The organism is Bacillus paralicheniformis (assembly GCF_001042485.2).
Classification (GTDB): domain Bacteria; phylum Bacillota; class Bacilli; order Bacillales; family Bacillaceae; genus Bacillus; species Bacillus paralicheniformis.
In genome coordinates, this window is the sequence record NZ_LBMN02000017.1 from 56,871 (window position 1) to 81,199 (window position 24,329).

Annotated in this window: 25 protein-coding genes and 2 other annotated features; all 25 genes read right to left on the reverse strand. The window is 45.1% G+C overall.

Annotation, left to right across the window (positions count from 1 at the left end; genetic code table 11):
- Positions 1–20: 20 nt before the first annotated feature.
- The 25 genes from rpoB to ACH97_RS13700 all read right to left on the reverse strand — a co-directional run bounded on the left by rpoB (position 21) and on the right by ACH97_RS13700 (position 24,135).
- Entirely contained in the window at positions 21–3,602 is a 3,582-nt protein-coding gene (gene rpoB / locus ACH97_RS13585; RefSeq protein WP_020449852.1) for a DNA-directed RNA polymerase subunit beta, read from the reverse strand.
- 250 nt (positions 3,603–3,852) lie between these two features.
- Complete coding sequence (locus ACH97_RS13590) at positions 3,853–4,458, reverse strand: class I SAM-dependent methyltransferase (protein WP_020449851.1); 606 nt, start codon at positions 4,456–4,458, stop codon at positions 3,853–3,855.
- A gap of 139 nt (positions 4,459–4,597) precedes the next feature.
- On the reverse strand, positions 4,598–4,969 hold the full coding sequence (gene rplL, locus ACH97_RS13595; RefSeq protein ID WP_003178305.1) for a 50S ribosomal protein L7/L12: 372 nt from the start codon (positions 4,967–4,969) through the stop codon (positions 4,598–4,600).
- Positions 4,970–5,013: 44 nt separating this feature from the next.
- Positions 5,014–5,514, reverse strand: coding sequence for a 50S ribosomal protein L10 (gene rplJ, locus ACH97_RS13600; RefSeq protein WP_003178304.1), 501 nt, complete (start codon positions 5,512–5,514; stop codon positions 5,014–5,016).
- 69 nt (positions 5,515–5,583) lie between these two features.
- Positions 5,584–5,725 (reverse strand) — a sequence feature (ribosomal protein L10 leader region).
- Positions 5,726–5,775: 50 nt separating this feature from the next.
- Complete coding sequence (gene rplA, locus ACH97_RS13605) at positions 5,776–6,474, reverse strand: 50S ribosomal protein L1 (RefSeq protein ID WP_020449850.1); 699 nt, start codon at positions 6,472–6,474, stop codon at positions 5,776–5,778.
- A 101-nt stretch (positions 6,475–6,575) separates the two neighbouring features.
- Positions 6,576–7,001 (reverse strand): 50S ribosomal protein L11, encoded by a 426-nt coding sequence (gene rplK, locus ACH97_RS13610; RefSeq protein ID WP_003178300.1) that lies wholly within the window; start codon positions 6,999–7,001, stop codon positions 6,576–6,578.
- Between the two features lie 169 nt (positions 7,002–7,170).
- Complete coding sequence (gene nusG / locus ACH97_RS13615; RefSeq protein WP_003178298.1) at positions 7,171–7,704, reverse strand: transcription termination/antitermination protein NusG; 534 nt, start codon at positions 7,702–7,704, stop codon at positions 7,171–7,173.
- 176 nt (positions 7,705–7,880) lie between these two features.
- Positions 7,881–8,060 carry a preprotein translocase subunit SecE gene (gene secE, locus ACH97_RS13620; protein WP_003178291.1) on the reverse strand — a complete coding sequence of 60 codons (180 nt, stop codon included), beginning with the start codon at positions 8,058–8,060 and terminating at the stop codon, positions 7,881–7,883.
- 35 nt (positions 8,061–8,095) lie between these two features.
- A complete protein-coding gene (gene rpmG / locus ACH97_RS22975; protein ID WP_020449849.1) occupies positions 8,096–8,245 on the reverse strand; it encodes a 50S ribosomal protein L33 in 150 nt (49 codons plus the stop codon).
- An 83-nt stretch (positions 8,246–8,328) separates the two neighbouring features.
- Entirely contained in the window at positions 8,329–9,000 is a 672-nt protein-coding gene (gene sigH / locus ACH97_RS13625) for an RNA polymerase sporulation sigma factor SigH (protein ID WP_003178288.1), read from the reverse strand.
- A gap of 63 nt (positions 9,001–9,063) precedes the next feature.
- Positions 9,064–9,576 carry a ribosome-dependent mRNA decay endonuclease Rae1/YacP gene (gene rae1 / locus ACH97_RS13630; protein WP_020449848.1) on the reverse strand — a complete coding sequence of 171 codons (513 nt, stop codon included), beginning with the start codon at positions 9,574–9,576 and terminating at the stop codon, positions 9,064–9,066.
- Between the two features lie 5 nt (positions 9,577–9,581).
- Positions 9,582–10,331, reverse strand: a complete 750-nt coding sequence (gene rlmB, locus ACH97_RS13635; RefSeq protein ID WP_023855918.1) for a 23S rRNA (guanosine(2251)-2'-O)-methyltransferase RlmB — start codon at positions 10,329–10,331, stop codon at positions 9,582–9,584.
- A complete protein-coding gene (locus tag ACH97_RS13640; RefSeq protein WP_020449846.1) occupies positions 10,328–10,744 on the reverse strand; it encodes a Mini-ribonuclease 3 in 417 nt (138 codons plus the stop codon). Before ACH97_RS13640 ends, rlmB begins: the two co-directional genes overlap by 4 nt.
- 2 nt (positions 10,745–10,746) lie before the next feature.
- Positions 10,747–12,150, reverse strand: coding sequence for a cysteine--tRNA ligase (gene cysS / locus ACH97_RS13645; RefSeq protein WP_020449845.1), 1,404 nt, complete (start codon positions 12,148–12,150; stop codon positions 10,747–10,749).
- On the reverse strand, positions 12,147–12,797 hold the full coding sequence (gene cysE, locus ACH97_RS13650; protein WP_020449844.1) for a serine O-acetyltransferase: 651 nt from the start codon (positions 12,795–12,797) through the stop codon (positions 12,147–12,149). Before cysE ends, cysS begins: the two co-directional genes overlap by 4 nt.
- A 74-nt stretch (positions 12,798–12,871) precedes the next feature.
- Positions 12,872–13,102: a binding site (T-box leader), on the reverse strand.
- The gene (gene gltX / locus ACH97_RS13655; RefSeq protein ID WP_020449843.1) at positions 13,103–14,560 is read right to left on the reverse strand and encodes a glutamate--tRNA ligase; all 1,458 of its coding nucleotides are present in this window, start codon (positions 14,558–14,560) and stop codon (positions 13,103–13,105) included.
- Between the two features lie 81 nt (positions 14,561–14,641).
- Positions 14,642–15,118 carry a 2-C-methyl-D-erythritol 2,4-cyclodiphosphate synthase gene (gene ispF, locus ACH97_RS13660; RefSeq protein WP_020449842.1) on the reverse strand — a complete coding sequence of 159 codons (477 nt, stop codon included), beginning with the start codon at positions 15,116–15,118 and terminating at the stop codon, positions 14,642–14,644.
- Positions 15,111–15,806, reverse strand: coding sequence for a 2-C-methyl-D-erythritol 4-phosphate cytidylyltransferase (ispD, locus tag ACH97_RS13665; RefSeq protein ID WP_020449841.1), 696 nt, complete (start codon positions 15,804–15,806; stop codon positions 15,111–15,113). Before ispD ends, ispF begins: the two co-directional genes overlap by 8 nt.
- A 16-nt stretch (positions 15,807–15,822) precedes the next feature.
- Complete coding sequence (locus ACH97_RS13670) at positions 15,823–16,911, reverse strand: PIN/TRAM domain-containing protein (protein WP_009330350.1); 1,089 nt, start codon at positions 16,909–16,911, stop codon at positions 15,823–15,825.
- Positions 16,912–17,042: 131 nt separating this feature from the next.
- Positions 17,043–18,119 carry a DNA integrity scanning diadenylate cyclase DisA gene (gene disA / locus ACH97_RS13675; protein WP_020449840.1) on the reverse strand — a complete coding sequence of 359 codons (1,077 nt, stop codon included), beginning with the start codon at positions 18,117–18,119 and terminating at the stop codon, positions 17,043–17,045.
- A gap of 3 nt (positions 18,120–18,122) precedes the next feature.
- The gene (radA, locus tag ACH97_RS13680) at positions 18,123–19,502 is read right to left on the reverse strand and encodes a DNA repair protein RadA (protein WP_020449839.1); all 1,380 of its coding nucleotides are present in this window, start codon (positions 19,500–19,502) and stop codon (positions 18,123–18,125) included.
- Between the two features lie 79 nt (positions 19,503–19,581).
- Positions 19,582–22,014 carry an ATP-dependent protease ATP-binding subunit ClpC gene (clpC, locus tag ACH97_RS13685; RefSeq protein WP_020449838.1) on the reverse strand — a complete coding sequence of 811 codons (2,433 nt, stop codon included), beginning with the start codon at positions 22,012–22,014 and terminating at the stop codon, positions 19,582–19,584.
- On the reverse strand, positions 22,011–23,102 hold the full coding sequence (mcsB, locus tag ACH97_RS13690; RefSeq protein WP_020449837.1) for a protein-arginine kinase McsB: 1,092 nt from the start codon (positions 23,100–23,102) through the stop codon (positions 22,011–22,013). The genes clpC and mcsB overlap by 4 nt, the downstream gene beginning before the upstream one ends.
- Positions 23,102–23,656, reverse strand: coding sequence for a protein-arginine kinase activator protein McsA (mcsA, locus tag ACH97_RS13695; RefSeq protein WP_003178271.1), 555 nt, complete (start codon positions 23,654–23,656; stop codon positions 23,102–23,104). The genes mcsB and mcsA overlap by 1 nt, the downstream gene beginning before the upstream one ends.
- 14 nt (positions 23,657–23,670) lie before the next feature.
- Positions 23,671–24,135 carry a CtsR family transcriptional regulator gene (locus ACH97_RS13700; RefSeq protein WP_020449835.1) on the reverse strand — a complete coding sequence of 155 codons (465 nt, stop codon included), beginning with the start codon at positions 24,133–24,135 and terminating at the stop codon, positions 23,671–23,673.
- Positions 24,136–24,329: the final 194 nt, after the last annotated feature.

The following is a 24,329-nucleotide window of genomic DNA, read 5'->3' on the forward strand; positions in this document are numbered from 1 at the left end:
CACTTGCGTATAAAATTCGTTTATTCTTTTGTGACGACATCGCGCTCTGCGTCAGCAGAAACGAATTCTTCGGACTCTTCATCATTCGGCAGAGAAAGCCCTTCGTTTTGTTTCGCGTCTTCGTCGTCTTCCAAGTCTCTCATTTCGATTTCTTCTTCGTCGCTTGATAGGATTTTGACGTCCATACCTAAGCTTTGAAGCTCTTTGATCAATACTTTGAACGATTCCGGAACACCAGGTTCTGGAACATTGTCGCCTTTTACGATGGCTTCGTATGTTTTCACACGGCCTACGACATCATCCGATTTAACAGTCAGGATTTCTTGAAGTGTATATGCTGCACCGTAAGCTTCAAGCGCCCAAACTTCCATCTCTCCAAAACGCTGTCCACCGAACTGCGCTTTACCTCCAAGAGGCTGCTGGGTAACGAGTGAGTAAGGACCTGTAGAACGCGCGTGCAATTTGTCGTCAACCATGTGAGCCAATTTGATCATGTACATGATGCCGACAGACACCCGGTTGTCAAACGGCTCTCCAGTTCGGCCGTCGTAAAGGACTGTCTTTGCGTCCCTTGACATGCCGGCTTCTTCAAGCGTTTCCCACACATCTTCTTCGCGGGCACCGTCAAATACCGGCGACGCGACATGCAGACCGAGACGGCGTGCAGCCATACCAAGGTGCAGCTCCAACACCTGCCCGATGTTCATACGCGATGGTACGCCCAGCGGGTTTAACATGATGTCAATCGGTGTTCCGTCAGGCAGATACGGCATATCTTCCTCCGGAAGGATTTTCGAAATAACACCTTTGTTCCCGTGGCGTCCGGCCATTTTGTCCCCTTCAGAAATTTTACGTTTCTGAACGATGTAAACGCGGACGAGCTGGTTAACGCCCGGAGGCAGTTCGTCTCCGTCTTCGCGGTTGAACACTTTTACATCAAGGATGATACCGCCGCCTCCGTGAGGCACACGCAGCGACGTATCGCGGACTTCACGCGCTTTTTCGCCGAAGATGGCGTGAAGCAGGCGCTCTTCTGCAGTAAGCTCTGTAACACCTTTAGGCGTTACTTTACCAACAAGAAGATCTCCGTCTTTTACTTCAGCACCGACACGGATAATTCCGCGTTCATCGAGATTGCGAAGAGCGTCTTCACCGACGTTTGGAATATCGCGTGTAATTTCTTCAGGTCCGAGTTTTGTATCCCGGGCCTCTGATTCGTATTCCTCAATATGAATAGACGTGTATACGTCGTCTTTTACAAGGCGTTCGCTCATGATGATGGCATCCTCGTAGTTGTAGCCATCCCATGTCATAAAGCCGACCATGACGTTGCGTCCAAGGGCAAGCTCACCTTTTTCCATAGACGGACCGTCAGCTAAAATTTCACCTTTTACAACCTCATCACCGACGCTTACGATCGGACGCTGGTTGTAGCAAGTTCCCTGGTTGGAACGAACAAACTTCAGCAGGCTGTATTTATCAAGGTTTCCTTTGACTTTCTGGCCGTCGACTTCTTCATAGCGGCGCACCCAGATGTTTTTCGCTTCCACCCGTTCAACGATTCCAGGATGGCGGCAAATAACAGCGGCACCGGAGTCTTTTGCAGATACATACTCCATTCCGGTTCCGACGATCGGAGATTCAGGCTGCATAAGAGGTACAGCCTGCCGTTGCATGTTCGCTCCCATTAGGGCGCGGTTTGAGTCGTCGTTTTCCAAGAAAGGAATACATGCAGTCGCGGCAGAGACAACCTGTTTAGGCGAAACGTCCATATAGTCGACGCGGTCTTTCGGAACAACGGTGTTCTCCCCTCTGAAACGGGCGACGATGCTGTCATCCACAAAAGATCCGTCATCATTCAGACGTGCGTTAGCCTGGGCAACGACATAGTTGTCTTCTTCATCAGCTGTCAAGTAATCGATTCTCGGCGTTACTTTTCCAGTCTCAGGGTCAACGCGGCGATACGGCGTTTCGATGAAGCCGAAACGGTTCACTTTCGCGAATGAAGAAAGCGAGTTGATCAAGCCGATGTTTGGACCCTCAGGAGTTTCAATCGGACACATCCGGCCGTAGTGGGAATAGTGAACGTCACGGACTTCCATTCCGGCGCGCTCACGGGTCAAACCGCCCGGTCCGAGCGCTGACAGACGGCGCTTATGCGTCAGCTCAGCAAGCGGATTCGTCTGATCCATAAACTGAGAAAGCTGCGAGCTTCCGAAAAACTCTTTGATTGATGCGATGACAGGGCGAATATTGATCAGCTGCTGTGGCGTGATCGTGTTTGTATCTTGAATAGACATTCTTTCACGAACAACACGCTCCATTCTGCTTAAACCGATACGGAATTGGTTTTGCAGAAGCTCTCCCACTGAACGGAGACGGCGGTTTCCTAAATGGTCGATATCGTCGGTATCGCCCACTCCGTGAAGCAGGTTAAAGAAATAGCTGATGGAAGAGATAATATCAGAAGGTGTAATATTTTTAACGCCTTCTTCAATATAAGCATTTCCAATCACATTGATTGTCTGCTCCCCTTCTTGATCTGTCGGGGCATAGATTTTAATAGACTGAAGCGTCACTTCATCTTCAACAACTCCGCCGTTCGGATACAGCTTTTTAAAACCGATTCCGTTTTCAAGGTAAGGCAGGACTTTGTCAAGCGTTCTTCTGTCTAAAATCGCGCCTTTTTCGGCAAGAATTTCGCCTGTTTCAGGATCGATCAGCGTTTCAGCAAGCCGCTGATTAAACAGTCTGTTTTTGATGTGAAGCTTTTTATTAATTTTATAACGTCCTACACTTGCAAGGTCATATCTTTTCGGATCAAAGAACCTTGAATCAAGCAGGCTTTTTGCGTTTTCTACTGTAGGCGGCTCTCCTGGACGAAGACGCTCGTAGATTTCAAGAAGCGCTTTATCGGTGTTTTCCGTATTATCTTTATCAAGCGTATTGCGCAAATACTCGTTTTCACCGATGAGATCAATGATCTCTTGGTCAGATCCGAAGCCAAGAGCACGCAAAAGAACCGTAACCGGCAACTTACGTGTGCGATCGATGCGTACATAAACAACATCTTTCGCATCAGTCTCGTATTCTAACCATGCGCCACGGTTTGGAATGACAGTCGCGGTAAAACCTTTCTTACCGTTTTTGTCTACTTTACCACTAAAATATACACTTGGAGAACGAACGAGCTGAGATACAATGACCCGTTCCGCACCGTTGATAATAAAGGTTCCAGTGTCTGTCATAATAGGGAAATCACCCATGAAGACATCCTGATCCTTTACTTCACCGGTCTCTTTGTTGATTAAGCGGACTTTAACACGCAGCGGAGCTGAGTAGGTCACGTCGCGCTCTTTTGATTCTTCTACCGGATACTTAGGCTCGCCCAAGCTGTAGTCGATAAATTCCAGAGAGAGGTTACCAGTGAAATCCTCAATTGGCGATATGTCTTGAAACATCTCTCTAAGACCCTCATCAAGAAACCACTGATAAGAAGAGGTTTGAATTTCAATGAGATTTGGTAATTCTAACACTTCGCTAATGCGTGCATAGCTTCTGCGCTGGCGGTGTCGTCCATACTGAACTAGTTGACCTGTCAACTGATTCACCCCTCAAATCATGCGTAATATATGTGTAACAAGCATTTCTTCCGCAAATATGTAAGAAATACTTTTACAAGACAAAAGAAAAAAGGGTTTCTAATTTAGAAAACCACATCCAAAAACAAAATACCGATTTTATTAGTGTTCCCAAAAATGTATATTTTATACAAACCTAGGCGTTTCTTAAAAACAGCAGCAAAATATATACATTGGCATTTTATAATATTAACATAGCTGAAAATCCGAGTCAAACTTTTTTTGCTTTGATGATATAGTACCCTTTCTTTTTGTGAACGACTTCAACGTCCGCAAAAAGTTCTTTTAATTTTTCAATGGCAGAAGGCCCGCCTTGTTTTTTCTGAATGACGACCCACAGCTCTCCTGAAGGCCGCAAATGTTCAGCGCTTTTTTCAAAGATGGCGTGCACAGTTTTTTTCCCGGCGCGTATGGGGGGATTAGTAATAATAGAAGCGAATTTTTTTGCAGGTTCGACGTTGGCAAACAGATCACTCTGATAGATCTTCGTGTTGTCGATCTGATTATTTAACGCGTTTTCCTTCGAAAGTTCGACAGCTCTTTCATTAACATCGATCATGTGAACCATTCGATCTTCGAAATCCGCAGCAAGCGAAAGACCAATCGGGCCATAGCCGCAGCCTACATCCAAAAAATCACCTTCTGTATCCGGTTCCCGGAAAGCTTCAATCAGCAGCCTTGAGCCAAAGTCCACTTCTCTTTTTGAAAAAACTCCGCTGTCGCTGATAAAAGTAAACGTCCGGTTTCTCAAGCGAAATGCCCACGTTGATCTGCTGCTTTTTGCTGAAGGTTTTTCCGAATAATAATGGTCAGTCATCACAGAACCTCCTCAGTTGGTGAACTCTCCAGATATCTTGAAACAAGATGGCGTATCTTATGCGGAAGGGACTACAATTAATTAGCAAAGAAAAAGCCCGCTTTTAAAAGCGAGCTTTCCCCTAAAGATTAGGTGAAGATTACTTAACTTCTACAGAAGCGCCAACTTCTTCAAGTTTAGCTTTAAGCTCTTCAGCTTCTTCTTTCGCAATACCTTCTTTAAGAGGTTTTGGAGTGTTGTCAACAAGTTCTTTAGCTTCTTTCAAGCCAAGACCAGTGATTTCACGAACAACTTTAATAACTTTGATTTTTTGATCTCCTGCACCAGCAAGAACAAGATCAAATTCAGTTTTTTCTTCAGCAGCACCGCCTGCAGCAGCTCCGCCAGCTACAGCTACAGGAGCAGCAGCAGTTACGCCAAATTCTTCTTCGATTGCTTTTACTAAGTCGTTCAATTCAAGTACAGTTGCTTCTTTAACGGAAGCAATGATTTCTTCGATATTTAAAGCCATTTGTAATTCCTCCATTTTGTTTTATTTTTTAGATACTGATGCTATTAAGCGCCTTGTTCTTCCTTTTGTTCTGCAACAGCTTTAGTTGCAAGAGCAAGGTTGCGAACTGGAGCTTGAAGTACGCTAAGCAACATAGAAAGCAAGCCTTCGCGAGATGGAAGTTCAGCAAGAGCTTTCACTTCTTCAACTGTAGATACTTTGCCTTCGATTACGCCCGCTTTGATTTCAAGAGCTTCGTGCTTTTTAGCAAACTCGTTAAGAACTTTAGCTGGAGCGACAACATCTTCAGTGCTGAATGCAATCGCATTCGGTCCTGTTAAGAAATCGTTCAAACCATCAAGTTCAGCTTGTTCAACCGCACGGCGAGTCATCGTGTTTTTGTACACTTTGAACTCAACGTTAGCTTCGCGAAGCTGTTTACGAAGTTCTGTTACTTCAGCTACGTTAAGGCCGCGATAGTCAACGATGATCGTTGATTTACTTTCTTTCAGTTTAGAAGTAATTTCTTCAACAACAACTTTTTTTGTTTCAATTGCGCTGCTCATGGTTACACCTCCTGTAAGATTCATCTGTGTAACACTTATACCGTTCGGTGATCACGTTCTTTAACGACATGTTCCATATAAAAAGCCTCCATTCGACATGGAGGCTGTATATACAAGCATACGTAACGCTAGAGCTGTGATATATATACACCTCGGTAGGAGATTAAGCCTTATCGGCACCTACTGTCTACGGTATAAATGGACATATTTTATTTTTACAACGTTTTGAATTATATCAGAACGTCTTATCAAAAGTCAATATTATTTTACGTTGAAAGTTGAAGGGTCCACTTTGATTCCAGGTCCCATTGTAGATGTAACAGAAACGTTTTTCACGTATACACCTTTAGCAGCAGCAGGTTTCGCTTTCAAAATTGTGTCGTACATTGTCGCGAAGTTTTCTACAAGCTTGCCTTCTTCGAATGACACTTTTCCGATTGGAACGTGGATGTTTCCTGCTTTATCAACGCGGTATTCAACTTTACCAGCTTTGATTTCGTTGACTGCTTTTTCAACTTCGAAAGTAACCGTTCCTGTTTTAGGGTTTGGCATAAGACCTTTTGGTCCAAGCACGCGTCCGATTTTACCGACTTCACCCATCATATCAGGAGTCGCAACGATTACATCAAAATCAAACCAGCCTTGCTGAATTTTGTTGATGTAATCAGAATCGCCTACGTAGTCTGCACCAGCAGCTTCCGCTTCTTTCGCTTTTTCGCCCTTAGCGAAAACAAGAACGCGCTGAGTTTTGCCTGTTCCGTTTGGAAGTACAACTGCACCGCGGATTTGCTGGTCGTTTTTACGAGGGTCAACACCTAAACGGAATGCCGCTTCAACAGTGGCATCGAATTTAGCTGTGTTTGTTTTTTTCACAAGCTCAATCGCTTCGTTTACGTCGTAAGCTTTTGTACGCTCTACAAGCTTGGCAGCTTCGACGTATTTTTTACCTTTTTTAGCCATTTTAAAATTTCCTCCTTAGTGGTTTTAGCGGAATAACCTCCCACGAATAAGGGTTGCGAACTTGTCTGATCCAAACTCGCAACCCAGCAAAGAGACAAAAATTAGTCTTCGATCACAATACCCATACTGCGGGCAGTTCCTTCAACCATACGCATAGCCGCTTCAACATCTGCCGCATTTAAGTCAGGCATTTTTGTTTCGGCGATTTCACGTACTTTATCGCGTTTAACGGTTGCGACTTTATTACGGTTAGGCTCACCAGAACCTGACTCAATTCCAGCCGCTTTTTTAAGCAATACAGCAGCAGGCGGAGTTTTTGTGATAAATGTAAATGAACGGTCTTCGTAAACCGAAATTTCTACAGGAATGATCAGACCAGCTTGGTCAGATGTACGAGCGTTAAACTCCTTACAGAATCCCATGATGTTAACACCGGCTTGACCCAATGCAGGACCAACTGGCGGAGCTGGATTCGCTTTTCCAGCAGGAATTTGCAATTTTACAACTTTAACTACTTTTTTAGCCACGAGACACACCTCCTTAAGTCCGTGATGTGGTAATAGGGTGAACCCTCCCACTCAAGGTCTCATTCTTTATATGAATGATGAAAATATCAAGCTAGCTGCCTTGACCTTTTTGCCAAGACGCACCTTTGTATATTATCACTTTTATATAGTGATTTCAAGCGCTTTTCCATTACAATTTGTCAACTTGAGTAAATTCGAGCTCAACCGGGGTCTCTCTTCCGAACATATTAACGAATACTTTGACTTTATTTTTGTCGTGGTCGATCTCTTCGATCGTCCCTGTGAAATCAGCAAACGGGCCGTCGATCACCTTGACGGTTTCTTTTAATTCAAAGTCGATTTCTGTTTTTCTTTCTTCAAGCCCCATCCGCTTCAGAATTTTTTCCGCTTCGCCCGGAAGCAGCGCAGTCGGCTTTGAACCTGATCCGGCTGAACCGACAAACCCGGTCACGCCAGGCGTATTTCGAACAACATACCAGGAATCATCCGTCATGACTAGTTCGACAAGTACATACCCAGGGAATACTTTCTTTTTAACGACTTTTTTCTTGCCGTTTTTAATATCGGTTTCTTCCTCTTCAGGTACAACGACGCGGAATATCTTATCCTGCATCCCCATCGATTCCACCCGTTTTTCCAAATTCGCCTTTACTTTATTTTCATAGCCGGAATACGTATGAACCACATACCATTTCTTTTCCATTCTCATTCAGGACCCTTTCAGTCCTTCCCTCCCCACACCTTAAAAGTTTTTGGCCGTACCGGGAAACTGACACTTTCTTTTATACGAGCCTCATATTTTGAAACAATGAAAAAACCCGTTAAACGGGTTTTTTGGCAAGTCATATTTAGATCTATTATAACACGTTATGCTGATCATTATTCAACTATTAAACGAATTAATTGCGTAATACCCGAATCGATGAGTGCAAAAAAGATAGCGAAAAAGATAACGGTGGTGATAACAGTGATCGTATAGCGCGTTAGTTCTTTTCCTTTAGGCCAGGTGACCTTTTTCATTTCTTTTCCGACATTCTTTAAAAATTTGATAATACCCATGGTAAGAAACCTCCACAACCTAAAAACAAAAACGCCTATTTTGTTTCCAGATGTACTGTATGTGAATTGCAGTTATTGCAGTATTTCTTTACTTCGAGCCGTTCAGCCAAAGCTGCGGAGCTTTTCATTGTCGTATAATTACGACTTCCGCAATTTTTGCAGGCTAACGTTACTTTTTTCTTCATGTTTACACCTTTTTCTGGACGATCATTTTCCTAAGTAACATATCACAGTCATAAAATGACTGTCAATATGCCATAAGCATTGGCTACAAGCTGATTTCGCGGAGCTCCAGGTACTTTTCAAGCTTTCTTTTGACACGCTGGAGCGCATTATCGATCGATTTTACATGGCGGTTTAGTTCTTCGGATATTTCCTGATAGGATCTTCCGTCGAGATAGAGCGCAAGAACTTTTCTTTCTAAATCACTAAGCAATTCTCCCATTTTCAGCTCGATATCATCGAATTCTTCCTGATTGATGATCAGCTCTTCAGGATTCATAACCTTGGCTCCGGAAATCACGTCGAGAAGCGTCCGGTCTGATTCCTCGTCATAAATGGGCTTGTCCAGCGACACATAAGAATTGAGCGGAATATGTTTCTGGCGAGTAGCTGTTTTGATAGCGGTAATAATTTGGCGGGTAATGCATAATTCTGCAAAAGCTTTGAATGAAGTCAGCTTGTCCTCTCTAAAATCACGGATAGATTTGTAGAGTCCAATCATGCCTTCCTGAACGATATCTTCCCGATCAGCCCCGATTAAGAAGTAGGATCTTGCTTTTGCCCTTACAAAATTACGGTACTTTGTAATCAAGTAATCTAACGCATCACTGTCTCCGACATGAACCATTTCAATGACCTGCTCGTCTTCCAACTGGCAAAAACGTTCTTTGCTGAACTGTTCTTTGCTGAATTTTCCCTGGTTGTTTTGTAAGTTCACTCCGATCCCCCCGACCGCACGTAGATAGAAATATTATACAGTAATGGACAAAAAAGCGTCAACCTAATCCAAGTCGCCACGCCGCCATTTTTCGAAGATCTTCAAGACGTCTTCTGACAATGGAATTTTCCCCGCGGGACGTTCTGAGGTGATTTGTTTCACCCTTTTTTCGATTTGCCTTTCGATCGCTTCGACTTCCCTGAGCAGCTCCCTGGCTGATTTGCGCAGGGCCCCTTGGCCGAAAATCGCCCATTGCTCTGTGTAGTCAGATGTGGCAACATGGAGTTGCGTCTGAATATTATTCAAGTCTGACACCAGTTTCTCGATCCGTTCATCAGCCGTTTCATTTTCCCTTGTGAATATCACTTCTACGCGATGATTGACCTTCTTTTTCTCGATTCCTTTAACGAGATGCGCATCAAAGACAACGATTACCCGGAACCCAGTATACGATTGATATTCCGCCATCTTCTGTATCAACAGATCCCTTGCTTCTTCAAAACTGTTTTCTTTTAAATCTTTCAACTGAGGCCATGCCCCAATCATGTTATAACCGTCGACCAACAGGATGTCCATTCCGTCTATTCTCCCAGAGGGCTTCGTTTCCGGTACACTTCATACATCAGGAGGCCGGCTGCGACTGAGGCGTTCAGGGACGTAACTTTTCCCGCCATCGGCAGGCGGATGAGAAAATCACATTTCTCTTTTACAAGCCTTCCCATGCCTTTTCCTTCACTGCCGATGACAAGCGCAAGCGGCATATTTCCGTCGAGCGACCTGTAGTCCTGTTTTCCAGACGCATCGGTACCGACTACCCAAATGCCCCGTTGCTTCATTTCTTCCAGGGTTCGCGACAGGTTGGTCACTTTGACGACCGGAATATGTTCGATGGCTCCTGTCGAGGCTTTGGCGACAGTCGTCGTAAGGCCGACCGCGCGCCTCTTCGGGATGATGATGCCATGAGCCCCAACCGCATCTGCGGTGCGCATAATAGAGCCCAGATTGTGCGGATCCTCAATCTCGTCTAAAACGAGGATAAACGGCTGTTCATTTCTGTCTTCGGCCTTTTGAAAAAGATCATCCAGTTCGGCATACTCGTAAGCCGCGACCTGAGCGACGACGCCTTGATGCTGTCCGGAAACCATTTGATCGAGTTTTTTTCTTGGGACATAATGAATCGTGATGCCTTTTTTGGCGGCAAGTTCAACGACTTGCTGAGCCTGTCCCTTCACTGTGTTTTCCGCCATCCACAGCTTATACAATTCCCGGCCTGACTTTAATGTTTCGATGACCGCGTTTTTTCCTATGACGTAATCATGCTGCTCACTCATTTGACTTCCTCCCTGCCATCCCGTTTTTCCAGCGCTACTTTGATGAGTTCATTAAGCCTATCTTCCCTGTTCTCAAGAAAAAGATACCCGATGACCGCCTCAAAAGCCGTACTGTAACGATATGTTTGAACATCCGTATTTTTCGGTACCGTTCCGGATTTGGCATTCCGTCCTCTTCTCAGCACAGCCTGTTCTTCCTCGGTGAAAAATTTCTGCTCCTCTAGCGCAAACAGCATGCTTGCCTGCGACTTGGCAGAGACATAGCGCCTCGACTGCCTGTGCAGATCATTGGGCCTTGTCATGCCTTGCTTTAAGAGGTGATGCCTGACGTATACCTCTAATACGGCATCACCCATGTAAGCAAGCGCCAAACCATTCAGCTGTTTGGCGTCTTTAATGGTTTCCAAATTCATGTTTACGATTCTCCTCTTTTCCAGCGCGTACCCTGTGGAGTGTCCTCCAGGATAATGTTCATGCTTTTCAGCTGGTCGCGAATCTGGTCAGATGTTGCGAAGTCACGGTTTCTGCGGGCTTCATTCCGCTTCTCGATCAGTTCTTCAATGTCCTTATCCAAAAGTTCCTGTTCCTTGAGGGAGAAGCCGAGCACTGAGCAGATCTCGTCAAACAGCTGTAGAAACGCCTGAATGACATGTTCTGAAGTATTCTTTTCCTGCAGATAGTAGTTGGCGTGTTTGGCCAGATCAAACAGGACGGAAATTGCATTCGCTGTATTAAAATCATCATCCATTGCCGTTTCAAAGGCTTTTCGCTGCTCTTCAATTTTTCCGAGCCATTCTGAATCGCCCTCTGTTAAATTTGTACTGCTTTTCAGGCGATGCTGCAAATTGCTATAAGCTGTTTTTAGACGCCCAAAAGCATTTTTTGTGTTCTCAAGAAGTTCGGCCGAATAGTTGATCGGATGTCTGTAATGAACAGACAGCATGAAAAACCGCAGCACTTGGGGATCATGCTCTTTAATAATGTCATGCACAAGCACAAAGTTACCGAGCGATTTTGACATTTTCTCATTATCGATATTAATGTAGCCGTTATGAAGCCAATATTTCGCGAAAGGCTTCCCTGTCAATGCTTCCGATTGGGCAATTTCGTTTTCGTGATGCGGGAAGGTCAAATCCTGGCCGCCGGCGTGAATGTCGATCGAATCGCCCAAATATTTTTTCGCCATCGCAGAGCACTCGATATGCCAGCCAGGACGGCCTTTTCCCCAAGGGCTATCCCAGGAGATTTCGTTATCTTTCGCCGCTTTCCATAATGCGAAATCGAGCGCATCTTCTTTTTTCTCGCCCACTTGAATCCGGGCGCCTGATCTCAGCTCATCGACTGATTGATGCGACAGCTTTCCATAGCCTTCAAACGATCTTGTTTTATAATAAACATCCCCGTCTGCCTCATAAGCATAGCCCTTATCGATCAGCGTTCGAATAAAATCGATGATTTCATCCATGTTTTCAGTGACGCGCGGATGGCAGTCCGCTTTTGTGCAGCCCAGTGAACCGACATCTTCGAAGTACGCCTTAATAAAGCGTTCGGCGATGACCGGCACTTCCTCTCCAAGCTCATTTGCCGCTTTAATTAATTTGTCATCGACATCTGTAAAATTGGAGACGTATTGGACGTCATAGCCTTTATACTCCAAATACTTTCTGACCGTGTCATAGACGATCGCCGGCCTCGCGTTTCCGATGTGGATGTAGTTATATACGGTCGGCCCGCACACATACATTTTGACCTTGCCTTCTTCAAGAGGCACAAACGGCTCTTTTTTTCGTGTGAGAGTATTATACAGTTTTAGTGTCACAGCTCATCTTCCCTTTCTTTTCTCCGGAGCTCTTGTTTCAGCTGCCTGATTTCGTTTTCCAATTCTCTGAAGCGGTCAGCCACCGGATCCGGCAAGTCCTGGTGGTTCAAGTCGCGTCTGATTTTCTTTCCGTTTTGTACGACGACGCGGCCCGGGATGCCGACAACGGTGGAACATTCAGGCACATCATGCAGGACGACGGAGCCGGCGCCGATTTTCGCCCCTCTTCCGATTGTAATGGACCCAAGCACTTTTGCCCCTGTTGAGATCAGGGCATGGTCCTCGATTGTCGGATGCCTTTTGCCTTTTTCTTTTCCAGTTCCTCCTAGCGTTACGCCCTGAAAAACCGTGACATTGTTTCCGATCTCACAGGTTTCGCCGATCACAACCCCCATGCCGTGATCGATGAAAAACCTCCTGCCGATCTTGGCACCCGGGTGAATTTCGATTCCTGTAAAGAAGCGGGCGATTTGAGAGATCGTTCTGGCGATGAAAAACCTTTTTCTTTTATATAAAGCATGTGCAATTCGATGCGCCCATATAGCATGCAAACCTGAATAAGTTAAGATGACTTCAATGTAGCTTCTCGCAGCTGGATCTTGATCAAATACGACATCTACATCTTCTTTCAGCATTTTAAAGAACACATGATTCCCCCCGTTCCCCGCTTCCTTTGTCTCTATCTATTGTCAAACCATATAAAAAAACGCCTCTGTCTAATGACAGAGACGCTTTTTGACGCGCGGTTCCACTCTGTTTAGAAAACAGCACAGCTGTTTTCTCAACTCTCATCCATAACGGCGGATACCGCCTTTGAATACTTGTGTAAAAACGTTCTTCAAAGGTCTCAAGAGGTGCATTTCTAAAGCCCGGCGCTTAAGTCTTTTCCAGCCGATGAAGACTCTCTCTTTAAAGGCCCTGGCTTTATACTTATCCCTGTCAACGATTTATCTTATTGAATAATGTTATTCAGCCGTTTTAAAACGGTGTCTTTCCCCAATAATTCAATGGACTGAGGCAGTTCAGGACCGTGGGTCTGGCCTGTCGTCGCTACGCGGATCGGCATAAACAGCTTTTTCCCTTTATGTCCTGTTTCTTTTTGAACGGCTTTGATGGATGCCTTGATCTCATCTGCCGTAAACGAGTCAAGCTGCTCAAGCGTTTCGGCAAATACACGAAGCACTTCCGGAACCTGCTCTTCTTCTAAAACTGTTCTTGCTTCACGATTATACTGGATATCGTCTTTAAAGAACAACTCTGTTAACTCGACGATTTCAGCGCCGTAGCTCAACTGTTCCTGATATAGAGAAATCAGCTTGCGAACCCATTCCTGTTCGCTGCCAGTTAGCTCTTCTGAAACCTTGCCCGCTTTTTGCAAATGCGGAACGGTCAATTCGATCACCTGATCAAGATCAAGTTTTTTCACATACTGGTTGTTGACCCATTTCAGTTTATGCGTATCAAACACCGCTGGTGATTTTGACAAACGGTGTACATCAAATATCTCAATAAACTGTTCTTTTGTAAACAGTTCTTCTTCTCCGACCGGCGACCAGCCGAGAAGAGTGATGAAGTTAAACAATGCTTCCGGCAAATAGCCGAGCTCTTCGTACTGTTCGATAAACTGAATGATGGACTCATCCCGTTTGCTCAGTTTTTTACGGTTTTCATTGACGATTAATGTCATATGTCCAAATGCCGGGATGTCCCAGCCAAGGGCGTTGTAAATCATGATCTGCTTCGGCGTATTGGAAATGTGGTCTTCGCCGCGCAGGACATGCGTCATTTTCATTAAATAGTCATCGACAGCTACGGCAAAGTTGTAAGTAGGCGTTCCGTCTTTCTTCACGATAACGAAGTCGCCGATGCCGTCTGTTTCAAAAGAAATTTCTCCTTTGACGATGTCATTGAAGCTGATGACTTCTCCTTGAGGGACTTTAAAGCGGATGCTCGGCTGTCTTCCTTCAGCTTCGAGCTTTTCCTGCTCTTCTTTAGTTAAATTGCGGCACTTGCCTGAGTAGCGCGGCATTTCTCCGCGGGCAGCCTGTTCCTCGCGCTCTTTCTCAAGCTCTTCTTCCGTGCAGTAACATTTGTAGGCAAGCCCTTTTTCAAGAAGCTCCTCGTAATATGTTTTGTAAATGTCGTTTCTTTCGGATTGGCGGTATGGTCCGTATTCTCCGCCGACATCCACGCTTTCATCCCAGTCGATGCCCAGCCATTTTAAATAGTTCAGCTGGCTTTGCTCTCCGCCTTCAATGTTACGCTTCCGGTCCGTATCTTCAATGCGGATGATGAATTTTCCGCCTTGGCTCCGGGCAAACAAATAATTAAAGAGAGCGGTTCTGGCATTTCCGATATGTAAATGGCCTGTTGGGCTCGGCGCATAACGAACCCGAACTTCGTTTCCCATCTGTCTAACTTCCTTTCGTCTCTAACAGAGTTCAAATTTATTTCCTATTCTATCATCAAATGAACCTGTCTTCAAAATGAATTATACCTTTTGGAGCAGAACGGAAGCCTGAGCGGCGATTCCTTCGGCTCTTCCCGTAAATCCAAGCTTTTCGGTTGTGGTCGCTTTTACGTTAATTTGGGACATTTCCGCCTCAAGCCCTTCGGCAATTCTGGCTCTCATGTCTTCGATATACGGCGCCATTTTAGGCTTTTGGGCGATGATTGTACAATCCAGGTTCCCGAGCGTATAGCCTTTTTCCTTCACAATCATCCAGACGTGACGAAGGAGTTTGAAGGAGTCGGCATCTTTGAACTCAGGGTCGGTATCCGGAAAGTGTTTTCCGATATCGCCCTCGCCGACGGCGCCGAGACACGCATCCGCAATCGTGTGCAAAAGCACATCGGCATCCGAATGTCCGAGCAGGCCTTTTTCGTAAGGAATCGTAATTCCCCCGATAATGAGCGGCCTGCCTTCCACTAGTTGATGGACGTCAAATCCTTGGCCTATTCTAAACATGTTCATTCCTCTTTTCCGCTTCTAATATCGCTTCTGCGACAAGCAAGTCATCCGGGGTCGTCAGTTTGATGTTTTGATAATCCCCTTGAATGATTGCAACCGTACCTCCGGCTTCCTCGACCAGACTGGCGTCGTCCGTACCGAGGAAACCTTTTGTTTCAGCCTCAAGGTGAGCATTCATCAGAATAGAAAGACGAAAAGCTTGTGGGGTTTGAGCGGCCCACAAGCTTGAACGTTCAATCGTTCCGGCTACTTCACCGTCTTGAACGCGTTTGATCGTGTCTTTAACAGGTACGGCAACGATAGCAGCCCCTGTTTCCTTCGCTTTCTCGACAAGCTGTTCGATATATTCCCGTTTAATAAAGGGTCTTGCTCCGTCATGGACGAGGACCGTTTCCTCTTTGCCGGCCGCTTTAATACCCGCAAATACGCTTTGCTGGCGTTCTCTTCCGCCCGGAACCATCTCGATCGGCGTTGTAAAATGATAGGTTTTTAAAAGGGTGCTGAATTCACCGAATTCCTGTTCATTGATGACAAGAATGATCCTTTTGCAGGCATCATGGTTTTCAAACACCTTTAATGTATGAATAATCACAGGTATTCCTTTCGCCTCGATAAACAGTTTGTTTTTCCCGGCATTCATTCGTTTACCTTGTCCGGCGGCAGGAATGACGACTTCGTAATTCATTTTATTTCTCCCTTTTTCAAAGCGCCTTTTCCAGCAGTTTTGGCTTGGCGAATATCATTCTGCCAGCCGCTGTCTGCAGCACGCTGGTCACGAGCACGTCGATATGTTTGCCGATATAATTTCGTCCTTCTTCCACAACAATCATCGTGCCGTCGTCCAGATAAGCCACGCCCTGATTATGTTCTTTCCCGTCTTTGATGACCTGCACCTTCATTTCTTCTCCCGGAAGCACGACAGGTTTGACGGCGTTGGCAAGGTCGTTGATGTTCAATACGGCAACCTTTTGGAGCTCGCATACTTTGTTCAAATTGAAATCGTTGGTAACGACAACGCCTGAGGTCAATTTCGCCAGTTTGACAAGCTTGCTGTCGACCTCTTGAATATCTTCAAAATCGCCTTCATAAATTTCAACTTTGATATCGAGCTCTTTCTGGATCCGATTTAAAATATCCAGTCCTCTCCGTCCTCTGTTTCGTTTGAGGACGTCTGAAGAGTCGGCGATATGCTGCAGCTCCTCAAGCACAAACTGAGGAATCACAATGACGCCTTCAAGAAATCCGGTCTGACAAATATCAGCAATTCTCCCATCTATAATAACACTTGTGTCTAAAATTTTCAGCTTTTTGTCTTCTTCAGGACGCTCTTCCTCAGCAGAACCTTTTTTCTTTCTCGATGTGAAAAGTGTCAGCATTTCATCCTTTTTCTTGAAACCTACACGGAATCCGAGATAGCCGAGAAATGCGGCCAACACAATCGGAATGACCGTGCTGATCAACTGATAAGGGATGTCTTTTAACGGAATGACATTGACGATAAGATAAGCGAGCATAAGTCCGAAGATTAATCCCAAAGAGCCGAACAATAAATCTGAGACAGGTGCTTTGATCAAGGAATCCTCAATTTGTTTCACCCAGTTGATGACATGATCCGCACACCAGATGCCCAGAAGAAAAAAGATGATAGCTCCTAAACAAGCGGACGCATACGGGTTTGTTACTAAAGGTATGTCCTGTACATTTAACAGCACAAACAATTCCGGTATGAGAAAAATACCGATAACGCCTCCCAAAATCGCAAAGAACGCTTGAACTATTCGTTTCAACATACCTTCACCTCCTTTAAAATAATCGTTTTAATTTTTATGAATGCAGCTGTTTCAACCGGAAAAAGGGAAAACAAAAAGTAAGAATAATATACCCATAAATTGCAAATTTTAATCACTTTTAGAAATTTTTCTCACAGCTGCCTGTCAGTATAATGTTTCTCCTGAAGTCTCTTTAACCCTTTCTTTATCTTTTGGGCACGGACCGCCCCAATTCCTTCCACTTCATCCAATTCTTTTACATCCGCTTCGATAATGAGCTTTAAATGGCCGAATGCTTCGACAACATTTTCTACGATCGGCATCGGGAGACGGGGGATTTTGTGAAGGAGCCTGTAGCCTCTCGGGAAAACGTATTCCTCCATATTCGTAGTTGCTGAATAGCCTAAAAGCTTAAGGAGAATCGAGTCATCCAGCAATTCGAAACTCGACATATCCTGTAGCTGCTTCAGCAAGACAAACGGGTCTTTGATTTTTTCTTTCACATAATCTTTAACGAACAGCGCCGCTTCCTGCTCCATATCAGTGATCAGTTCACTAACCTGGAGCCTGATGAGATGGCCTTCTGTTCCAAGCTCTTTAATATACATATTAATTTCATTTTTGATTCTGAGCACCATTTCATATCGATGCAGAACAGAGATGACATCCCCAAATGTCACAAGCTCTTCAAACTCCAGCGCATTCAAATTGGAAATCGCATGGTCCAAAATGAGTTTGTATTTTTCGAGTGTCTGAATCGCCTGATTGGCTTTTGTTAAGATAAAGCCGATATCTTTGAGTATATATTTCATATTTTCCTGATAGAGCGTAATCACATTCCGCCTTTCAGAAATTGCAATGATCAGACAGCCGGTCTGCTTGGCCACACGCTCGGCCGTTCTGTGCCTCATGCCCGTCTCAGAGGATGGTATCGTCGCCTCAGGCATAAGCTGCGTATTGGCATATAGAATTTTCTGCCCTGAATCGCTGAGAATAATCGCCCCGTCCATTTTAGCCAGCTCGTACAGATGAGCCGGAGAGAAAGAAGAATTAATGTGGAACCCTCCGTCAACCACTTCTTTCACTTTATCATTGAAGCCGACCACGATTAATCCGCCTGTTTTGGCCCGAAGGACGTTTTCGATTCCCTCGCGAAGAGGTGTGCCGGGGGCGACAAACTGCAATATTTCTGAAAGATCCTGTTTCGCTCCTTTTTTGTCTTTTTCCATATATTATGATCCTCCTAATGAAGCTCGAAGGGCCTCAGCTACATTTTCAACGCCGACGACTTCAATTCCTTTCGGCTTTGTCCATCCTTCCACATTTGCAGAAGGAATAATCATTCTTTTAAAACCAAGCTTCGCCGCTTCCTGCACCCTCTGTTCTATCCTTGATACTCTGCGGACTTCCCCTGTCAAGCCGACTTCGCCGATAAAACAATCCGTCGGATGAGGCGGGGTGTCTCTGAAGCTTGAGGCGATGCTCACCGCAACGGCGAGGTCGATCGCCGGCTCGTCCAGCTTGACGCCGCCGGCGACTTTTAAATAGGCGTCTTGATTTTGCAGCAGCAGCCCCACCCTTTTTTCTAAAACCGCCATCAGCAATGAGACGCGGTTATGATCAATTCCGGTTGCCATCCTGCGCGGATTTCCAAAACTCGTCGGGGAAATCAGCGCCTGAATCTCTACTAAGACCGGCCTCGTGCCTTCCATTGAAGCCACGACACTCGAGCCGGCTGCTCCAGCCGAGCGCTCTTCGAGAAAGATCTCCGACGGATTCAGCACTTCTGTCAGGCCCTCTTCCCTCATTTCAAAGATTCCCATTTCATTCGTTGATCCAAACCGGTTTTTGACGGCTCTTAAAATCCGAAATGTATGATGCCGCTCACCTTCAAAATAAAGGACGGTGTCGACCATATGTTCCAGAAGTCTCGGTCCGGCAATCGAACCTTCTTTTGTGACATGCCCGACGATAAATATCGGAATCCCTTTTGTTTTTGCAATTCTCATCAGCTCAGCGGTGCATTCCCTGACCTGGGACACGCTGCCTGGAGCAGATGTAATATCACTTTGGTAAACGGTTTGAATCGAATCAACCACCACGAATGATGGATTCATCTCTTCTATAGAAGACGTAATATACTCCATATCGGTTTCAGATAAAACGTGAAGAGTGGGACTGTTGATGCCTAGACGGTCTGCTCTCAGCTTTGTCTGCTTGACCGATTCTTCACCTGAGATGTACAGGACATTTTCTTTTGAATCAGCGAGCTGGGCAGATACTTGAAGCAGCAAGGTTGATTTCCCGATGCCGGGATCGCCTCCGATTAAAACGAGTGAACCTTTGACAATACCGTTTCCCAAGACGCGGTTGAATTCGCCCAGTTTCGTTTTAATTCGCGGCTCTTCTGTTGTTTCGATTGAAGTGAGAGGTGAAGGCTTTTGCACCGTTTGAACGGAATGTGAAAAAGCGGTTCTTCTGTTGGCGGCGGGTTTTTTTATCGTTTCTTCCACCATGGTATTCCATGTGCCGCATCCGGGGCACTTCCCCATCCACTTGGCGGATTCGTAACCGCATGAGTGACAAATGAATTTAGTCTTTGTTTTAGCCATTGATTTTTCAAAACGCTCCCTTTATAAGAAAGTGAGGCATACTGATGAACATCGTATGCCTCTTTCTTTTGTCTCTATATTAGTTCGTTTTAGCTTCGGTTTTTACGACAAATTCTCCGCCTTCTACATCCAAAACAATATGCTGGCCTTTTTCAATATGGCCTTTCAGGAGCTCTTCAGACAGCCGGTCCTCCACGTGTTTTTGGATTGCTCTTCTGAGAGGGCGCGCCCCGTATTCGAGATCCACGCCTTCATCGGCAATTTTTTCTTTAGCCGCTTCAGTCAGCTCAATTGACAGATCCTGTTCTTTCAGACGCTTAGTTAATTGTTCTGACATGAGGGATACAATATCTTTCAAATGTTTTTTCTCCAAAGAGTGGAAGACGATAATCTCATCAATCCGGTTGATAAATTCAGGTCTGAAGGCGCGTTTTAATTCGCCCATGACTTTGTCTTTCATATCTTTATAATTCTGGGTTTCATCCTGCACATTAAACCCGACGTATTTATTTCTTCTCAGTTCGCTCGCACCGACGTTTGATGTCATGATCAAAATCGTATTTCTAAAGTCGACCGTGCGCCCTTTTGAATCAGTCAGGCGACCGTCTTCAAGCACTTGCAGCAAAATATTGAAGACATCAGGGTGCGCTTTTTCGATTTCGTCAAGCAAGACGACGGAATACGGTTTTCTTCTCACTTTTTCAGTGAGCTGTCCGCCTTCATCATAGCCGACATATCCCGGAGGGGAACCGACGAGTCTTGATGTTGAATGTTTTTCCATATACTCGGACATATCGATGCGAATCATGGCTTCTTCATCGCCGAAAATGGACTCGGCAAGTGCACGGGCAAGCTCCGTTTTTCCTACGCCTGTAGGGCCGAGGAAAATAAAAGAACCGATAGGACGTTTTGGATCTTTTAAGCCGGCACGCGCGCGTCTGACTGCTTTGGCAACCGCAACGACAGCCTCATCTTGGCCGATAACGCGGGAATGAAGAATGCTCTCCATGTTCAGTAATTTGTCTGTTTCAGTCTGCGCAATTTTCGAAACCGGCACTCCGGTCCAGCTTGAAACAACCATTGCAATATCGTCGACGGTCACTTCTGAATTTTCCTGTCCCTGCTTTTCTTTCCAGGTTTTCTTGGTTTCTTCGACCTGTTCGCGCAGGCGCTGCTCCGTATCCCGTAATGACGCTGCTTTTTCGAATTCCTGGCTTTGGACAGCGGCATCTTTTTCTTTCCTTACTTCATCAAGCTTTTGTTCAAGCTCTTTTAAGTTCGGAGGCGTTGTAAATGAACGCAGGCGAACCTTTGAACCGGCTTCATCGATTAAGTCGATCGCCTTGTCAGGCAGAAAACGGTCCGAAATATACCGGTCTGACAGCTTCACAGCCGCTTCAATCGCTTCATCCGTAATCGATACGCGGTGGTGGGCTTCATAGCGGTCTCTGAGACCTCTCAATATTTGAATGCTCTCTTCAGGAGACGGCTGGTCAACCTGAATCGGCTGAAAACGCCGTTCGAGTGCAGCATCTTTTTCAATGTATTTGCGGTATTCATCAAGGGTTGTCGCTCCGATACATTGCAGCTCTCCGCGCGCCAAAGACGGTTTAAGGATATTGGAGGCATCGATGGCCCCTTCCGCTCCCCCGGCTCCGATGAGAGTATGCAGCTCATCGATAAAGAGGATGATATTTCCCGCTTGACGAATTTCGTCCATCACTTTTTTCAGGCGGTCTTCAAATTCACCGCGGTATTTCGTACCGGCGACAACCGTTCCCATATCAAGCGTCATAACTCGCTTATCGCGGAGAATCTCCGGTACTTCGTTATTGATGATCTGCTGGGCGAGGCCTTCGGCAATCGCTGTCTTACCGACACCGGGCTCCCCGATTAACACAGGGTTGTTTTTCGTTCTGCGGCTCAGCACTTCAATTACGCGCTGAATTTCTTTGCTTCTGCCGATTACGGGGTCAAGGCTGTCTTCTTTTGCAATCGCCGTGAGATCCCTGGCAAGACTGTCTAAGGTTGGTGTGTTGGCATTGCTGTTGGCGCCTGAAGCAGCGCCACCGCTCTCATTGCTGCCCAACAGCTGCAATACTTGCTGTCTCGCTTTGTTTAAGCTGACGCCTAAATTATTCAGCACCCTTGCCGCAACACCTTCCCCTTCTCGGATTAAGCCGAGGAGGATGTGTTCAGTTCCAACGTAGGAGTGACCAAGCTTTCTTGCTTCATCCATCGCCAGTTCAGTCACTTTTTTGGCTCTCGGTGTGTAATGGATCGATTGTGACATCTCTTGCCCTCGGCCAATGAGGCTTTCAACTTCTTTTTGAATCTTGTCAGGGCTGAGTCCCAATGCCTGCAGCGCCTTTGCAGCAATCCCTTCTCCCTCGCGGACAAGGCCGAGGAGAATATGTTCTGTTCCAATGTTATTATGGCCCAGACGCAGAGCTTCTTCTTGAGCAAGCGCCAATACTTTTTGTGCTCTTTCTGTGAATCTTCCAAACATCATATCGTTTCATCCTCCTGTCTATTGCCGTTGTTTTCTAATTTCAGACGCTCCCTGATAAGAGCAGCCCGCCTGATGTCCCTCTCGTTTGGTCTTAAGACTCCTCCTGAATATTGCTGGAGAAATCCAGGCTGCGTGAGGATCATCAACTCATTAAGTATATTGCTGGAAAGACCTTTTATTATCCCCAGGTCAATTCCAAGACGAACGTCTGAAAGACATCTTGCTGTTTCTTTCGATTCGATCATCCGGCAATTGGACAGTACGCCGTAAGATCTGTAGACGCGGTCTTCAAGCTCGATTTGCGAAGTCTGATAAAGCGCCTTTCTTGCTGAACGCTCTTGTTCGATCAACTGAGCAACGACGCTGTTCAGATCTTCGACAATGTCGTGTTCCGATTTACCGAGGGTAATTTGGTTGGAAATTTGAAAGATATTCCCTAATGCTTCGCTGCCTTCACCGTAAATTCCTCTAACAACAAGGCCCAATTGATTAATTGCCGGAATAATTCTGTTTATTTGCCTAGTTAACACTAAAGCAGGAAGGTGCATCATGACAGAAGCTCTAAGCCCGGTTCCGACATTTGTAGGACAGCTGGTTAAGTAGCCTCTTTGTTCTGAAAAAGCATAGTCAATCCGTTCTTCAATCCAATCGTCCACCTGATTTGCTGCTTTTAATGCTTCTGAAAGCTGAAATCCCGGGAACAGACATTGAATGCGAATATGATCTTCCTCATTCAGCATAATACTCACTTCTTCATTTTCAGAAAGAAGGCATGCGCCAAAGGAAGCTTCCGTCAAATGCGGACTGATCAGATGTTTTTCTACAAGAACCCTTTTTTCCAAAGGCTGGACCTGATCCATTTTCACAAGCTCGAATTTCCCAATACTTGGAACTTCATAGCCTGTGAATTGTTCTTCAAACAATGTAATAATCGCTGAAGCCTCTTCGTTTGAAAAAAGCGTTGGAAAACGAACTTTATCCAAGTTGCGAGCAAGACGGATCCGGCTGCTAAGCACGATGTCACTTTCAGGGCCTTCCTGCCGCATCCAATTGCTTAAAGCATTCTGAATAAAATGCTGCAGTGACATCAGTCCTCCTCCTCCTTGTTTGCATTCAGGTTTTGTTCAAGCGACCTGATCTGGTCTCTAATGTTGGCTGCTTTTTCAAATTCCTCCTGCTGAATTAATTCTTTCAGCTCTTTTTTCAATGCTTCAATTTGTCTTCTTACATGCAGGTTACCGCCGATCCGCTTTGGTATTTTACCGGCATGGACCGTGTTCCCGCTGTGAACTTTCCTTAAAACCGGAGTGATATAGGAATGGAAGGTTTTATAACATTCCGAACATCCAAATCGGCCTGTTTTTCGAAATTCCGGGAATGTCATATTGCATTTTTTGCATCTCAGAACCTGGTCCGGCTGTTGAAAAAGCTGAGCCTCACTGCTGTTAGTAAAAGACGAGTCAAAATTCAGCAGTCCGGATAACAAATTATGGATGGAAAATCCGCCACTTTCATTCATAGAATATGACTCACTGTTTTCTTTTGCACATTGTTCACAGATATGCATTTCTTTTTTTTCGCCATTAATGACTTTCGTAAAGTGAAAAGTTGCTGGTCTTTCTTTACACTCTTGACATATCACGCTTCTCACCCGCTTTACTTAAATTTAAGTGACGTAAGCATGGCTTTCATCATTCTTGCTCTTAATTCGTCTCGTTCAGGCAAATCAATATATAATACAGAACGATCCATGACACTCACCATCAATTTTGCTTCACTTTTTGTAATGACACCATTTTCTAAAAGCCTTAAAATGATATCGTCTGAAGCAGCCTGGGAGAGCCTTGTATAGATATGATTCATAATGTTGTCAATCAAATCAATTTTATCGTTCATTTTAATTTTAATAATTCGGATATAACCGCCGCCGCCTCTTTTGCTTTCGACGATGTATCCGCGCTCACTCGTAAAACGCGTATTGATCACGTAATTGATCTGAGAAGGAACACACTGAAATTTATCGGCTATTTCGCTCCGTTTAATCTCTAATATTTCTTTCCCGTTCTGTTCTAATATTTGTTTCAAATACTGTTCGATTATGTCAGAAATATTTTTCCCCACTCAGCCCCCTCCTTCACTTGACTTTGACTATATTTGACTTTAACTTTACTATAAGTGGTTTTCGCTTTTTTTTCAACTAATTGCTCTTCGTCCTTTATTATTTCCACTTTTGGCTATCGTAAAACCTTAGGGAACAAGAAAAAAGACCAGCTTATATAAGCTGGTCTTTTTAATCGCTTGGCGGCGTCCTACTC